General features: G+C 40.4%; 17 protein-coding genes and 1 other annotated feature. Of the genes, 9 read left to right on the top strand and 8 right to left on the bottom strand.

From position 1 onward, the window contains the following. Positions 1-46 precede the first annotated feature (46 nt). Positions 47-394 carry a DUF488 domain-containing protein gene (locus FFM68_RS02835; protein WP_137618138.1) on the bottom strand — a complete coding sequence of 116 codons (348 nt, stop codon included), beginning with the start codon at positions 392-394 and terminating at the stop codon, positions 47-49. 179 nt (positions 395-573) lie between these two features. Between FFM68_RS02835 and FFM68_RS02830 the strand changes: the two genes are divergently transcribed. Continuing rightward, positions 574-924 (top strand): potassium channel family protein, encoded by a 351-nt coding sequence (locus tag FFM68_RS02830; protein ID WP_137617928.1) that lies wholly within the window; start codon positions 574-576, stop codon positions 922-924. Between the two features lie 19 nt (positions 925-943). On the opposite strand, the gene FFM68_RS02825 is transcribed toward FFM68_RS02830, so the two are convergent. Beyond that, positions 944-1,546 (bottom strand): YczE/YyaS/YitT family protein, encoded by a 603-nt coding sequence (locus FFM68_RS02825; RefSeq protein ID WP_137617927.1) that lies wholly within the window; start codon positions 1,544-1,546, stop codon positions 944-946. A gap of 89 nt (positions 1,547-1,635) precedes the next feature. Here FFM68_RS02825 and FFM68_RS02820 point away from each other — a divergent pair, with 89 nt between their 5' ends. The 6 genes from FFM68_RS02820 (at position 1,636) to FFM68_RS02795 (ending at position 6,407) form a co-directional block, all read left to right on the top strand. Next, the gene (locus FFM68_RS02820; RefSeq protein ID WP_137617926.1) at positions 1,636-2,304 is read left to right on the top strand and encodes a cyclic nucleotide-binding domain-containing protein; all 669 of its coding nucleotides are present in this window, start codon (positions 1,636-1,638) and stop codon (positions 2,302-2,304) included. Between the two features lie 200 nt (positions 2,305-2,504). Beyond that, the gene (locus FFM68_RS02815; RefSeq protein ID WP_137617925.1) at positions 2,505-2,744 is read left to right on the top strand and encodes a PspC domain-containing protein; all 240 of its coding nucleotides are present in this window, start codon (positions 2,505-2,507) and stop codon (positions 2,742-2,744) included. Positions 2,745-2,974: 230 nt separating this feature from the next. Further along, positions 2,975-3,212 (top strand) — a binding site (T-box leader). A 181-nt stretch (positions 3,213-3,393) separates the two neighbouring features. Then, positions 3,394-4,053, top strand: a complete 660-nt coding sequence (locus tag FFM68_RS02810) for an amino acid ABC transporter permease (protein ID WP_137617924.1) — start codon at positions 3,394-3,396, stop codon at positions 4,051-4,053. Continuing rightward, a complete protein-coding gene (locus tag FFM68_RS02805; RefSeq protein ID WP_137617923.1) occupies positions 4,034-4,714 on the top strand; it encodes an amino acid ABC transporter permease in 681 nt (226 codons plus the stop codon). The genes FFM68_RS02810 and FFM68_RS02805 overlap by 20 nt, the downstream gene beginning before the upstream one ends. Before the next feature lie 23 nt (positions 4,715-4,737). Then, positions 4,738-5,490, top strand: a complete 753-nt coding sequence (locus FFM68_RS02800; RefSeq protein ID WP_137617922.1) for an amino acid ABC transporter ATP-binding protein — start codon at positions 4,738-4,740, stop codon at positions 5,488-5,490. A 56-nt stretch (positions 5,491-5,546) separates the two neighbouring features. Then, positions 5,547-6,407 (top strand): cysteine ABC transporter substrate-binding protein, encoded by an 861-nt coding sequence (locus FFM68_RS02795; RefSeq protein WP_137617921.1) that lies wholly within the window; start codon positions 5,547-5,549, stop codon positions 6,405-6,407. Between the two features lie 109 nt (positions 6,408-6,516). Here FFM68_RS02795 and FFM68_RS02790 read toward each other — a convergent pair whose 3' ends face one another. Next, positions 6,517-7,173, bottom strand: a complete 657-nt coding sequence (locus tag FFM68_RS02790) for a response regulator (RefSeq protein WP_137617920.1) — start codon at positions 7,171-7,173, stop codon at positions 6,517-6,519. A 1-nt stretch (position 7,174) separates the two neighbouring features. Further along, positions 7,175-8,695 carry a Spo0B domain-containing protein gene (locus FFM68_RS02785; RefSeq protein ID WP_137617919.1) on the bottom strand — a complete coding sequence of 507 codons (1,521 nt, stop codon included), beginning with the start codon at positions 8,693-8,695 and terminating at the stop codon, positions 7,175-7,177. A gap of 150 nt (positions 8,696-8,845) precedes the next feature. Here FFM68_RS02785 and FFM68_RS02780 point away from each other — a divergent pair, with 150 nt between their 5' ends. After that, a complete protein-coding gene (locus tag FFM68_RS02780; protein ID WP_137617918.1) occupies positions 8,846-10,195 on the top strand; it encodes a 2-hydroxycarboxylate transporter family protein in 1,350 nt (449 codons plus the stop codon). Positions 10,196-10,239: 44 nt separating this feature from the next. After that, positions 10,240-11,415: an NAD(P)-dependent malic enzyme gene (locus tag FFM68_RS02775; RefSeq protein ID WP_137617917.1), complete on the top strand. Its 1,176-nt coding sequence runs from the start codon at positions 10,240-10,242 to the stop codon at positions 11,413-11,415. A gap of 136 nt (positions 11,416-11,551) precedes the next feature. Here the strand turns inward: FFM68_RS02775 and FFM68_RS02770 are convergent, their stop codons facing one another. From FFM68_RS02770 to FFM68_RS02755, 4 genes are all read right to left on the bottom strand, one after another. Next, positions 11,552-12,547, bottom strand: coding sequence for an aldo/keto reductase (locus FFM68_RS02770; RefSeq protein WP_137617916.1), 996 nt, complete (start codon positions 12,545-12,547; stop codon positions 11,552-11,554). Positions 12,548-12,851: 304 nt separating this feature from the next. Continuing rightward, complete coding sequence (locus FFM68_RS02765; RefSeq protein WP_137617915.1) at positions 12,852-13,289, bottom strand: nucleoside 2-deoxyribosyltransferase; 438 nt, start codon at positions 13,287-13,289, stop codon at positions 12,852-12,854. Positions 13,290-13,609: 320 nt separating this feature from the next. Beyond that, a complete protein-coding gene (locus FFM68_RS02760) occupies positions 13,610-14,857 on the bottom strand; it encodes an NADPH-dependent oxidoreductase (RefSeq protein ID WP_137617914.1) in 1,248 nt (415 codons plus the stop codon). A 33-nt stretch (positions 14,858-14,890) separates the two neighbouring features. After that, the gene (locus FFM68_RS02755) at positions 14,891-15,499 is read right to left on the bottom strand and encodes an NADPH-dependent FMN reductase (protein WP_137617913.1); all 609 of its coding nucleotides are present in this window, start codon (positions 15,497-15,499) and stop codon (positions 14,891-14,893) included. Positions 15,500-15,513 lie beyond the last annotated feature (14 nt).

The raw sequence follows: 15,513 nt of genomic DNA, 5'->3' as shown, positions 1-15,513 counted from the left end.
TTTGTACACGACCAGCAAGTGTAAAATCCACTGATAATCAAAAGAGTTATTCGGTCAAAAGATCGTATAGGACTTGGGCGTTATTATAATCACTTTTTGCGCTATAAACGAGGGTAACGCCCGTTTGTTTGGAGAGAATTTCCTGTAATTTCTCCAGCGCTTCTTTCGCGGTGCCGGAGCGTAATTCTTCACGGTACTTTGCTTGAAATTCAGGATATTTTGCCTCTTCATGATTGAACCACTTGCGCAATTCGGCACTCGGCGCGATCTCTTTCAACCATAAATCGATTTTTTCTGTTTCTTTAGATTTTCCCCGCGGCCACAAACGGTCAACTAAGATCCGGTAACCGTCAGAATCATCTGCGGGTAAATACGCTCTTTTTAGCTGTAACATCATTTGCCACTTCCTTTCTTTCATTTTAACAAAGCAAAAAAGAAAGGGTTAATAAAAGCTATTTTATCGGACTTTCTTTTATAAGAAGGGAACTATTTGTTAAACTATAAATGAAGCGGTCTGAACCTAATCTATTCTGGCACACTGTTAAATAAGATTAAACAAGAAAGGCGGTTGCTATGGTCGCGTTTTTCTTATTATTTAGAAGTCTATGGCGTATTTTGCGTATTCTTTTCCGTCAACCAGAACAAAAGGCCGTTATGTTGGCGGTCCTGTTCATTCTGACGATCGGTACATTTTTTTATCATACTGTTGAAGGCATGACCTATTTAGACGGACTCTATTTTTCAGTCATGACATTGGCTACCGTCGGTTACGGGGATCTTGCTCCCCACACCGCAGTCGGTAAATTTTTTACGATTGTCTACGTTTTGGTGGGTGTGGGCATCTTAACTGCGATGATCGCCAATTTTAATCGAGCGTTGATCGAATACCATCAAAAAAAGCGAGACGAAAGCAAAAATGAGTAGCAATCGATTATACAACCGCTCAATCTTTAGATAGATTGATCACGGGAGACAATAAAAGCAGACTAATGACCGTTCCTTCACGGACCATTAGAGTCAGGTGAAAAGAAACCGTCAGAAGTACAGCAAGCAAAATACAAAAAACATCAATACTGTAACGATAAAATTTAAAGCTGTGAGGGGTGCGTTCAGCTAAAAAAAGACAGCACGTTTCAATCGGAAATTTCAGTAATTGGTATTTCAATACTTTCCCTGTACCAAAGCCTGCAATGACGGTCCCTAAAATAAAGAGCAAGGCATTTAAAAGATAAGAATGCAGCGTGAAAAGCGGGAAAATGAAATAGACAAACAGATTGATCGTTGAGCCGAAAAACAGTAATGCAATGCTCATTGTAAAATAGTTTCGCAGCCTGCGCTGTGGATCTAATAAAATACAGCCGATCAAAAATAAAAAATTCACGCTTGCTGTGATCGTGCCGATCTTGATTTGGCTAAACTCGGACAAGGTCGCATTCAATGCGTTAAAACTGCTGACGCCGATGTTTGCTTTAAGGGTCAAACTAATCCCAAAGGCACTAATCAAGTAATAGATAAAAGAATAAATTAAATTTTTTGAATGGGTCATAACTATTCCTCCAATGTTGATTTGATAAGGCAAGTATGCTGGAAATAAAAAAAAGCAACTAGGAGATATAGCCTAATTAGGAGAAAAAAATGAAGAAAGAAAAATACAGCGAAAAAAATAAAAATCGAGTGGATCTTGTACGATTCCCATTTTTAAGTGAAACAATCTTGCAGCAAAGTTTTTTCATCGACTATGAACGCAATGAAAAAATCACCACTCAGCTGGAAAAGTTGACGAATTTATTTATCATTTTAGAAGGAAAAGCGCGTATCATCCAACAAGAACCAAATGGAAAAAGTCTGATCTTACAGTTTCTTGAATCGGGGGATTTTATTGGCGAACTAACGGTGGTGCAAGCAGAAGAGTCGCCTAAAGACGTGGTCGCTATCGGCAAGGTTCGTTGTCTAGCGATTCCTTTGGCAATAGTGGCGAAACACTTATGGAAAACGGCTGAATTTCCACAATTCATTGCGCAATACATTGGGAAAAAATTATTGTTGCGGATGGAACATTTTTCAAATGCTCAGACATTTGAACTAAAATATCGTTTGGCGGCGTTATTATTAGAAGTTGCGGTGGATGATCAATATACGGAAAACAATACACAAATTGCAGATTATTTAGGTACTAGTTATCGCCACTTGACCCATACGTTTAAATACTTACGCGAAAATGGCTATATCACAAAAAAACAAGTCGGTTATTTAATCAATCCCGAAAAACTACGCCAGCTAATCCAATTGGGGAATGATTCTTAGTTGAACAAAGTCTATAAGTCTTTATCACATTTTTTTGGCTCAAAAAATTTTTTAACTTATCAGATGGACACCACCCTTTTTAAGAATCATCCTAAATGCCTGAAAAAAATAGGTCTTTTGGCCTATGACGAATGGGGGCAGATTCGGCATAATAGGGACATAAGATAACTAGTGAAAGTGGAAAAAGGGAGAAAACGAAAATGAATAAGAAAATAACAAAATCTAAAAACAATCGGGTATTGACAGGTACGTTAGCTGGGATTGCAGAATATTTTGGGATCAGTCCAACGACTGCGCGAGTGATCTACGTCATTGCCAGCATTTTCTTGATCGGCGCACCGGTCTTGTTGTATATTTTATTGATGATACTTGTTCCAAATGCAAAGAATGAACCAAAGACGGCGGAACCAGTTGATGGCAATACGTGGAATGACTTTTAGTTGAAAAATAATGATAAAAAGCGAGCCGCTAAGTGGTTCGCTTTTTTGCTATAAAAAATCGGTTCTGCAGCTGAAGTAGGCGGCAGTTCCTACGCAGCGGGATCTTTAATAATTTTTATATGCAAAAAATAATTAGAATTATCTATTTTTTATTTAATATTTATTTCAGTATATTCTCATAAAAATCTTGACATTGTTTTTGCTAATGGGTATGATTACAAACAATAAAACATTTTCCAGTGAGTTGGAAAGTAGATTTTGATCCCTATCAGAGAGGCGTTGGCTGGTGAGAAGCGCTAAGGTGAGAAAAATTGAAAATGGCCAATGAGGAACTTTTGGTGATAGGTAATCAAAAGCGGAGTGTCCACCGTTAAAAGGACCGCCGATTTTACTTTTTAAGGCTGTCGGATGGAGGAGCGATCTTGATCGCTCGAATAGAGGTGGTACCGCGGATTTGTCGCCCTCTTGTTAGTCGTAGACTGCAAGGGGGCTTTTTGTTTGCAATTCAAGAGATTGGAAAAAGTGAATAACACGCTAATGTCAATCAACAGAACCGGGTGGGGAAGGGTTGATCGGTGAAAGCAATTCATGTTGTCACAAAGACTGCGACTGGTGAACGAGATAAATTAAGGATAGAAGAGGTGGAAAAATGGATTTTGAGATTATCAAACAGACATTGCCCTTATATTGGGAGGCAGCAAAGGTAACTTTAGCCCTTGGGGTCGTCGGAATCTGTTTGTCATTGTTGTTGGGCTTCTTTTTTGGATTAGTGAGTTATTTTAAGATCCCAGTTTTACAAAAAATTGTTGGAGCGTACATTTCTTTAGCGCGGAATACACCACTATTGATCCAATTGTATTTTTTATATTACGGCTTTCCCAAGATTGGATTGCCCATTGGGAAAAATAGTGCAGCGATTTTAGGTCTGACTTTTCTCGGGGCGGCATACATGGCAGAAGCGTTTCGCGGCAGTTTTGAAACTGTTCCGGCGGTTCAGCTAGAATCGGGGCGTTCGTTAGGATTTACGAAGTGGCAGCTGGCTAAAGTAGTGATCTTGCCGCAAGGACTGCCCCAGAGCATCCCCAGTTTAGGCGCCAATTGTATTTTTCTTTTAAAAGAGACATCGGTATTCAGTGCCATTTCTATCATGGATCTCACCAATACGGCGAAGGATCTGATTGGGATGTATTACATGACGCGTGAGTTCTTGTTGCTGCTGGTGATTAGTTACGCGTTGATCATTTTACCGATGATTCTAATAATCAATTTAGTAGAGAGGAGGGTGCGACGTGCCAATTACGGGATATAGGGTTTTATTTGAAGGAAATAATTTGGCTCGTATTTTGGAAAGTGTCTTAGTGGTGATCAAACTTTCGTTGATTGCATTAGTGATCGGTTTGCTTTTAGGAATTATTTTTGGAATCCAACGGACAAGTTCGTTCAAGCCATTGCGCTGGCTGTTGCAAGCCTATTTGGAAGTCTTTCGTATCGTGCCGCTGCTCGTTTTGTTGTTTGTTTTTTATTATATTTTACCTGAAGCATTGGGTGCTGAGGTGGGGAACCAAACGGTCTCTATCTTGGTTTTTGTTTTATGGATCGCAGCTGAGATGAGCGATCTGGTGCGAAAAGCTTTGGAAAATGTTCCCAAGTCTCAAATTGAGATCGGTCGTTCATTAGGATTTAGTCAACGACAAATGTATCAAGTCATCATCTTGCCGCAAGGATTGCCGGCAATCATTCCGGATACATTGAATTTAGTGACTCGGGTCATTAAGTCTTCCAGTCTGTTGATGATGATCGGCGTGCCGGAGATGATCCGAGTAGGGACGCAAGTGATCGAAAATTATGCGGTGACGGTTCCGACTGCCAGTTTTTGGGTCTACGGCGGACTCTTTTGTTTATACTTCGCTCTGTGCTACCCCTTGGAACGTTGGGCGGTAAAACTTAGCGCCAAATATGCAGCGCAATAACGATATTAGAAGGGAAAAATTTTATGGCTGAGACAATTATCGCTACTAAAAAATTAAATAAATCTTATCAAGAAAAAGCCGTTTTACATGACATCGACCTTGTCATCGAAAAAGGCGAGATCGTTTCTTTGATCGGTCCTTCTGGCAGTGGAAAAAGTTCCTTATTGCGGTGTTTGAATGGATTGGAAGAAATTACTAGCGGTGAGATTTTATTTCATGATCGCACGTTGAGTTTAAAAGAAAAAGATTGGCAAGATGTTCGTAAAAAAATCGGGATGGTCTTCCAAAGTTACGACTTGTTTCCGAATCGGACAGTTTTGGAAAATCTGACGATTGGACCAGTGATGGTGAAAAAAGCTGATCCAAAAGTCAGTGAAGCCACCGCGTTGACCTGGTTGAAAAGAGTCGGCTTACAAGATTATGCGCAGCACTATCCCCGTGAACTCTCCGGCGGGCAAAAGCAACGAGTCGCAATCGTCCGCAGTCTTTGCATGGAGCCAGAGTTGATTTTGTTGGATGAGATCACTGCCTCTCTTGATCCGGAAATGGTACGGGAAGTTCTAGAAGTAATCTTGAATTTAGCAAAGACGGATACGACGATGTTTATTGTGACACATGAAATGGCGTTTGCACGGCAAGTCAGCGATCGGATCATTTTTATGGCAGAAGGACGGATCGTAGAAGAGAATACGGCAGCTGAGTTTTTTGTTCAACCTCGGACTGAACGGGCAAAGGCCTTTATTGACAGTTTGAATTTTGAAAATTTAGCTGAATAAAAAACGATATACGACTGACGAAAGTCGGTTTATATAAACAAAAAAAGGAAGAAGGAATGAAAATGAAAAAATTGTTAGCATTGGTCAGCGGGTTACTGCTGGTAGGATTGGTATTGACTGGCTGCGGAAACTCAGCTTCTAGCAAAAGCAGTGATAGTAAAGAAACGACCTCAGCTTTAGATAAAATCAAAGACCGTGGCAAACTGAAAGTTGCGGTATTCGGGGATCTATCACCTTATGGGTATGTTGATGGAGAAGGCGAACATCAAGGCTATGATATTTATTTAGCAAAACGTTTAGCTAAAGATTTGTTGGGCAGCGAAGATAAAATCGAATACGTCACCGTGAATGCAGAAGAACGGGTAGACGCGTTGAAATCGAATAAAGTTGATTTGGTTTTAGCCAATTTTACGAAAACACCTGAACGGGAAAAAGTTGTCGATTTTGCGGATCCTTACATGAAAGTTGCGATTGGTGTGGTGTCACCTAAAAGTGCTGCTGTAACTGATGCAAAAGATTTGGACGGCAAAAAATTGATTGTTACTAAAGGTACCACTGCCGAAACTTATTTCACAAAAGAACATCCGGATGTGAACTTAGAAAAATATGAATCAAAATCTCAACAATTCCAAGCGTTGACAGATGGCCGGGCAGATGCTTTGGCAGATGACAATTCCTACCTATATGCTTGGGTGAAAGAAAATCCTGACTTTGAAGTAGGAATCAAAGAAATAGGAGAAGTTTCAACGATCAATCCAGCGGTTAAAAAAGGCAATAAAGAATTGCTAAACTGGGTCAACGATGAGTTGGAGACATTATCTGCTGACGGTTTCTTTGAACAAGCTTATGAAGAAACATTAGCACCATTCTTTGGTGCTGATATTGAAGCAAAAGATATCATCGCAACCAATGACTAAAAAAATGAAGGAGCGGTGACAGAATTCTTGTCACCGCTCTTTTTTTCAATTAAATAGTAGTCTAGTTTCAGTTTATTAATTGAAAAGCTCTCCATTTATTACCCTATTTTTATAACCAGCGAAAGGCTTTGTACGGACGCCCAATTTTAGTATAGATCATTTCGGCTTTCAGCTGATCCGTGTGTTCCAAATAATTGATGTATTTACGAACAGAAACATGTGATAGACCGCATTGGTCAGCTAACTCTTGGATAGTGAACGGCTGTTTTATTTCTTGAATCGCTCTTATGACAAAGTCTAATGTATCCACAGACAAGCCTTTTTCTAACTCTTCAGAAAGCACAGCTTTTTTTAGTAAGAGATCGATTGTCTCTTGACTGATCTTAGCGGATTCTAAGCGTTGTTTTTTATTTTTAAACAGTTCGATGCTTTGTTTGAAGCGTTCAAAGGTAAAAGGCTTAATCAAGTAATCAATGACGCCTAAGTGGAGGCCTTCTTTGACGCTTTGTGCTTCGTTGGCGGCTGTGATCAAAATAACTTCGTGCGTCGTTTTATTCATCCGCAACTTTGTCAGCAGATCTAGACCGTTGCCGTCTTTTAGATGAATGTCTAAAAGGATCAAGTCGATGGCTTTTTTTGCCAACAATGCCTCAGCATCTTGCACAGTAGCGGCAGAATAAATCAGCTGGAACAGTTCGATTTTTTCCAAATAGTTGCGGTGGATAAATTCAACCATCGGATCGTCTTCGATAATCAATACATTCATATCAATTCTCCTTATAATCTGTCTCTAAATCCATCAAAATAGCTTCGTTGATCGTTAGCTGAAAGGTCCCATTGCAATCTGCCACTAATTGTGTGAAATAATTTTCAGCAAAAGCCAATTCAAGATTTTCCGCTTCCGCTTCGTTTAATTGAAAATGATAGCGGGTCTTGAGCCGCTGGTCAAAATACTCGATCTTCATAGTCACTTCGTCAGGCAAGTAGCGTTGCAACAAGGCATGATGGATGTAACGGTACACATTGATCAAATTTGTCGTTTGGTTTTGATCAGTCGTATTTGGCAGCTCAGGCGAGATCTCGATGAATAGCTGTGTTTTCCGCTCCGCAAATTTTTCGCGTTCGCCGATAAAAAAACCAGCTATGATCGGATTTTTTACTAGCACAGCTAAGCGATGAGAAAATTCTTTCTCTGGTTGTAAAATATCATTCAAATAGATCTTCAATTCATTGTAGTTCTCCAAATCCACTAAGCCGTAAATAATATGCAGCTTGTTCATAAACTCGTGAGACTGACTTTGCAGTGCTGAGGCATACGCGGTTGTATTGACGAGCTGATCGGTGACAAAAAGCGATTCAGTAGCATTACGCAAGAATAAGATCGACCCAATCTGCTTTTGATGCACCAAAATCGGAGCGGAAGAGAAAAGGTAGTCTTGGCCATTTTGCCGATAAAGTTGTTGGACTGAGCGGGTGAAATCAACTTGTTTTTTGTCTAAAAGGAGCTGGTCGATTTTTTGGCCAGTCAAAGAATCCGTATTGCCGCTTAATCGATGATACATATCGATCGCTGCAATGTTTGCCAAATTGATCGTTTCATCCGAATCGATGACGACTACGATGTCTTTGGTTTCATCCAACATGACATTTCGTTCAGTCAACAAACGCGAGATCTCTTTCGGCTCTAAGTTCAGTAATTGTTTTTTCAAATAATAAGCCGCGATTGATGCTACAAGCAGCCCGACACCAATGCTGATCAATAAAGCAAGCGTGTACTGCTGGCGAGAGTTTGTGACAAGTTTGCTCAAAGAATCTAGTGTGATCCCCAAAGCGACCACACCGATTTGTTTGCCTTGTGCATGGACCGGCACGAATCCCCGCAGCGAGCGGCCTAACGTTCCATCGCTGATAGAAACATGAGATTCTCCGTGCAACGCTTTTTTCTCATCGCCGCCTTCAAAAGATTTGCCGATCTTTGTTTTATCCGGGTGAGTCAGCCGAATGCCTTGCATATCCATCAAGACGATAAAATCCAATTGGTGGATTCGTGTCACAGCTAAAGTATACTGTTCAGTATTTTCTGAATAGTTGTTTGCTAGTAATGTTTGTTGGATCTCAGGTTCTAAAGCCAATTGTTTTCCGAGATCAAGCAATAATTTCTCTTCTCTTTTTTGAACAGTTTTGGCATCTTGATACAATATGACGCCATAAAGAATCGTATTAGTAATCAATAGTGTCGATACAAAAATAATCGACAGCAAAGCCCATAAGCGTAATCCTTTTTTCATCTGATAATCCCCCAAAATAAGTATAGCATAGCGGGTTTACCGACAGTGTGATTAAATTAATTGAGTTACTTAAATAAGTTGAATAAGGTAGCTAAAAGATAACACTCCTTTTATTATGAAAGCGGAAACAAAAATAGGAGGAGAACAATCATGGAGAAAAATTTTCAAAAGACTAGTGTAGATTTGGCTGTACAACCAGATGAAAAGAATCCCTCTTTTCTCGAAAAATGGATGGAAATAAAAGTCGGATCTGTTCCGCTGCCGGTGTATATCGCTCTTTCAGCGGTAATTTTGATCACAGCATTCGCGCAACAATTGCCAGTCAATATGTTAGGCGGTTTTGCCGTCATCTTGACATTAGGCTCATTATTAGGAACGATCGGCAGTCAGCTTCCCTTTATCAAACATTTTGGTGGACCCGCTATTTTATCTCTTTTAGTTCCATCGATCTTGGTATTTTTTAATTTAGTTAACCAAAATGTGCTGGACTCAGCGAATATTTTGATGAAAGAAGCAAATTTCTTATATTTCTATATCGCTTGTCTAGTCTGCGGAAGTATCTTGGGGATGAATCGTAAAATCTTAGTCCAAGGTTTGATGCGGATGATCGTTCCGATGTTGATTGGGATGGTTTTTGCGATGGGAGTTGGAACAACGGTTGGTGTCTTAGTTGGCTTTGATTGGCAACATGCGCTGTTTTATATCGTGACACCTGTTTTAGCTGGCGGAATCGGTGAAGGTATCTTGCCATTATCGCTTGGCTATAGCGCCATCACTGGTGTCGGCAGTGAACAGTTAGTAGCTCAGCTGATCCCAGCTACGATCATTGGAAATTTCTTTGCGATCATGTGCTCGGCGCTCCTTTCTCGTTTTGGCGAAAAGCGGCCCGAATTTTCAGGCCAAGGTCAGCTGATCAAAGTCGGAAAATCAGACGATATGGCAGATGCATTAGAAGAAGATCACGCACCGATCGACATCAAACTAATGGGTGCCGGCGTGTTGACTGCTTGTACATTGTTTATCGCGGGCGGCTTGCTGCAGCACTTTACAGGTTTTCCTGGACCGGTATTAATGATCGTTTTAGCAGCGCTGCTTAAATATTTGAATGTTGTACCAAAAGAAACACAACGCGGCTCAAAACAATTGTATAAATTTATTTCCGGCAACTTCACTTTCCCTTTGATGGCAGGCTTAGGCTTATTGTATATTCCGTTAAAAGATGTGATTGGTACGCTTAGTTGGCAATATTTCATCGTGGTGATCAGCGTCGTGTTCACGATCATTGTTACAGGATTTTTTGTTTCACGTTTTATGAATATGAATCCTGTAGAAGCGGCTATTATCTCAGCTTGTCAAAGTGGCATGGGTGGTACCGGCGACGTAGCGATCTTGAGTACCGCTGATCGCATGAATTTGATGCCTTTTGCCCAAGTAGCCACTCGTTTAGGTGGAGCACTTACCGTGATTACTATGACCGGGATCTTACGCATGATTTTTTAAAAATAAATCAAACAATTTGAAAGATAGAAAGAGGAGAAATAAAAATGACAAAAGATGTAAAAGCTTTAGCCTTAGAACAAGCAAAAAAATATGGCGGAAAATTAGAAGTAGCTTCAAAAGTGGTCATTGATAATCGAGAAGATTTGAGTATCGCCTATACACCAGGCGTTGCGGCAGTGTCTTCAGCAATCGCGGAAGATAAAGAGCTGGCGTATGAATTAACGACGAAAAAAAATACGGTAGCTGTTATTAGTGACGGATCTGCAGTCTTAGGTTTGGGAAATATCGGAGCGGAAGCGGCGATGCCGGTCATGGAAGGAAAGGCGGCGTTGTTCAAACGTTTTGCCGGAGTTGATTCAATTCCTTTAGTTTTAGACACACAAGATACGGAAGAAATCATCCAAATCGTGAAAGCTTTGGCTCCGACATTCGGCGGGGTGAATTTAGAAGATATCAGTGCACCGCGTTGTTTTGAGATCGAGCAGCGTTTGATCGAAGAATGCGACATTCCGATTTTTCACGATGACCAGCACGGGACCGCGATCGTTGTACTAGCGGCGCTATTCAACAGTTTAAAACTAATTGGAAAAACAATCGAAGAAGTCAAGATCGTTGTCAATGGGGGCGGTTCTGCCGGGTTATCAGTCACTAAGAAATTTTTAGCTGCAGGCGCAAGAAATGTAACTGTCGTAGATAAACGCGGGATCATCAATGCTTCCGATGCAGAGGAATTGCCGGAACATCACGCTGCAATCGCCCAAGTGACCAACTTGGATCACCAATCGGGAACGTTGCAAGATGCGTTAGTAGGTGCCGATGTATTTGTTGGTGTATCTGCTCCTGGTATTTTAAAACCAGAATGGATCAAAAATATGGCAGAAAAACCAGTAATCTTTGCGATGGCCAACCCAATACCAGAAATTTTTCCTGACGAGGCGTTGGCGGCGGGGGCGTATATCGTCGGAACCGGACGCAGTGATTTTCCTAATCAAATCAACAATGTGTTAGCTTTTCCAGGAATATTCCGCGGAGCGCTTGATGCACGCGCAAAAAAAATCACGATCGACATGCAAATTGCTGCGGCCAAAGGGATCGCCAGCTTGATTACAGCCGATGAATTACAAACGACAAATATCATCCCTGATCCATTCCAAGCAGGCGTTGCCGAAGTGGTAGCTAAAGCAGTAAGCGATGCCGTTTATTCAAAAGTAGGCAGCTAGAATAATAAAATGCTGCTACAGTAATTTAATAAAATAAAAAATACTAAAAGCCGCTTTCCATTATGCTTGGAAAGCGGTTTTTGATATCTAACTTTTATCAATAAAAAGATTCTGTCACACTAGATCGTGTAACAGTTCAGGCAAGCAGTTCATTGATTTTTGCGGCTTCTTCCGCGCTAAAGTCTAAATGATCGAGTGCTTTTAGGTTGTCATCAAGATGTTCGATGCTCGTAGTTCCGATGATCACACTTGCGACGACTGGATTTCTCAACAGCCAAGCAAGCGCCATCTGATTAAGTGTTTGGTTGCGTTCTAGAGCAATTTCATTCAAGGCTTTTAATTTTGCGACTAAGGCAGCTTCACCATTTGCTAAAAGGTCGCTATTAGTATGATGGATTCGGAAATTATCTGGGATGCCGTCAAGATAACGATCAGAAAGCAGTCCTTCAGCTAAGGGACCATAGGCGATCAATGCTGCACCACTTGCTTGCAGCAAATCTGTCAGTCCGCTGTCGTCTACTTGTGTGTTGAGCATATTCATACTCATTTGATCCAACACAAACGGTGTACCTAAATCTTTAAATAGTTGAACGGCTTCTTTTGCTTGCGGCGTTTGATAGTTTGAAATACCGACGTATAGCGCTTTGCCTTGACGAACGATATCATCTAACGCGCGCACCGTTTCTTCAATTGGTGTAGCTTCGTCAAAACGATGAGCATAATAAATATCTACATAATCAAGCTGCAGGCGTTTAAGAGAATCATTGATTCCTTGAAATAATGATTTGCGAGAAGTTCCGATTCCATAAGGACCATCATGAATTTCATAGCCAGCCTTGGTTGAGATGACTAGTTCATTGCGGTAAGCCTTCAGCTCTTGGCTGAGTATTTGACCGAACAGATTCTCTGTGCTGCCGAATTCAGAACCGTCATTGCCGTAATTATTTGCTACGTCAAAATGAAAGATCCCTTGATCAAATGCATGAAGAATCACATCGCGGCGCTCGTTTAGTGGGGCATTGCTGCCATAATGACGCCACAACCCAAGAGAAATAGCTGGCAGCATCAAACCGCTGTTACCAGCATGGCGAATTTTTGTTTGTTCATACCGATTTTCTAAAGCTTTGTACATAGTAATATCTCCTTTCAAATCTCCTAAGATAAATAGCACTGATTCAAACGCAAAGTATGCTTCTAGTGTAAGGCAAAACAAGCTGAAAAGATAGCGTGGATAAGTATAAAAATATCTTGATCAAAGAAGGACTGGAGTTGACCATCTGAAAAGAATTCAAGCAAACATCCTACTTAAAAAGTTCGTCGCTTATTAAAAGCAAAATTCTGAGAAGGTATAAAATAGTTGACGATAAAACGATCAAGGAGATTATGACAAAATATCTGTCACAACCTCCTTGTATAAAATATTAACTCTTATCAAATCAGATGTAGTTTCCTTGATAAGAAGAACGCGGTAATTTATTAAAATCATAAGACTGGATGTCACTGATTTGTTTGGTAAAAGCGTGGAGTGACTCTGTCAGCATGATGTTTACAGTATCACCGCTAGTCAATAGCCCGATGACCGGGATTTTTAACATCGTAGCTATCCCAATCTCATAGGCAGTTCCTGGATCAGTAATCCCATGTTCGTAATCTAACAAAGCGACGATACAATCTGCTGTTTCAATATGGTGCATATCCTTTAAGTACGTTTCATTGGCCCATGCAGGTGTGAATTCTTCATGCTCGCTTGTTTGATCAAGACGTGGCGAATGAAATTCTGTGACTGTAGGGTTATTGTCGAGCGCTTTTTCGACGGATTGGATCAGTGCGATTTGTTCCTCTGAAAAAAAGGGACCGGCTAAATAGATTTTCATTAGGCGACAACCTCCATTTTAATATTTTTAATTGCTCTATATTTTATTTCATTTTCGCAACGTGCGTTGCAAAAAATTGCTAAATTCATAGTATTCCCACCAATTCTCTTTTTTGAGTCCTTATCATAACGCAAAAAAACAGTAAATAAAAGACTAGATATTGTATTTATTTTGTGGTATTAGGCCCTTTAACACAATATATAGTATTTTTTTAATTTGTTCTTTGATTAGTGGGAAAGGAGTTAAAAAAATACCGCTGCCTAGTTAGGCAACGGTATTGAAGTTGAATCTTATCAAAATTTGGGGAAGCGCACTTCCGTTTAGTGTTTAGAAGCACTTGATACGGCATCAGCCGCAGGTTTGGCTGGTGCGGCAGGTTTTGCAGCAGGAGTAGAGGCTGGTTTTTCAGCAGCCTCTTTTTTAGAAGCGCCACTAACTGCATCTGCAGCTTCACCGCTACCGGCAACTAATTCTTGACCTGTTTGTTGCAAGTACCAGTCAACTAGTGGTTTAAAGTCTAAGATATATTCATTGATTCCCGCGTAATTTCCTTCATCATCGTGCATTGATTGGTAAGTATGAACGACAAATTTATCAGGACCATGAGTTGGTACATGAACTCGTACAGCATCTTGAGCACCTGAACGCAATTGTGAGATAACCCAAGCAACATTATTGTGAACTTGTTCTGGGTGGCAGTAAGCCAGCGCGTTACCAACTTGTTTTTTCCAGCGTTTCGCAAACATATCTTCCGCTTCAGCATTTCTGTTGTAATACAAGAATTGATTGTTATCATCTGCGAAAGTTAATTCCATCGGCATTGATTTCAAGAAATAGTTAAGTTGATCAACGGTCAAGATCCCGCGATCCAATTCAACGTAAGTATCTCCTTTAACAGCATTTACTTTTTCAGAAGCTTGTTCGACCCAATCTTCAGCGGCCATTTCGACGCCTTCGATTGTCGTAGCAATGCTGCCTTTTGCGTATAAGTCTTCAGGCATCGTTTTTGGACCGGCACCATCAAGTTGAGAAATAACTTCGATGAATTGAACAAATTTGTTTAATACAGATCCTAAGAAACCAACAGTTCCTTCATCCTTCAAGTTGCCATCTTCATCAAAAGCTTCTTTTACATTGCCCAATAAAAATTCATTTCCAGGCATAACAAGTGCGTTTACACCAGGTGCGTCCAAGATTTGACGTAAATGTAATTGTGCCCGTGAAGAACCTTGGCTGAAGTAAGAAGCACCAACGATCATAACTGGTTTGTTTTCTAAAGGATGGATACTAAATGATAACCATTCCAACACGCTCTTTAAGCCGGCAGGGATCGTATGGTTATGTTCCGGTGTAGCAATGATGACGCCGTCAGCACCCATGATTTTGCGGGCCATGTTTTGGATAGCAACGCTATTTGTTTGGTCTTTGCTTTGGTTGAACATCGGAATATTCGCGATTTCTAAGATCTCCAGGTCAAACAGTGTGTAATATTCTTTTGCAATAAATTGTAGTAATTGACGATTATATGATTTGTCGGCAGTTGAACCAACAATTCCGATTATTTTCATCATAAGTTCCCCTTTCTTTTGTGTCAGTACACGTTAATTGGCTTCCCAAGAAAAATTAGCAGCCTCTTTTTTATTTTGTTCATGGGCAGCATTCATTTGATTCGAGATTTCGACAAAGATCAAGAAATCTTTGAATAAGCCGTCCAATTGTTTGATATCATCTGCATTTTTTAGATTGCCTTCATCATCAAAGGCTTGCAAAGAATGAGCCAACAAATATTCAGAGCTAGGCATAACTCGTGCTTTTAACTCAGGAGAATCCAAAATTTGGCGCAAATGTGCTTGTGCTCTGGATGATCCTAATGTTCCATAAGAAGCGCCGAGTACCATAACGGGTTTGTCCACAAAAGGAAAGATATGATAAGACAACCAGTTCAAGGCATTGATCAAAGAAGCAGGAACTGCATGATCGTATTCTGGTGTACTGATAATGACACCCTCGCTAGCCTCCACTTTTTTTGCTAGAGCTAGGACTTCTGGGGGAAGGGTAGTATCCTCAGGTTTATTGAACATTGGCAAATCACCAATCTCGACTACTTCGATCGATGCTTGATCAACAAAATGGTTTTTCATATATTTCAGTAAGTTTCGGTTTGTAGACTCTGTAGAGTTTGTTCCGACGATAGCTAATAAATTCTTCATGTAGATCCTTCTTT

It is taken from the genome of Enterococcus xiangfangensis (genome assembly GCF_005405365.1).
Classification (GTDB): domain Bacteria; phylum Bacillota; class Bacilli; order Lactobacillales; family Enterococcaceae; genus Enterococcus_A; species Enterococcus_A xiangfangensis.
The sequence above is the reverse complement of the archived record's forward strand: the minus strand, read 5'-3'. Positions and strand labels throughout refer to the sequence as shown.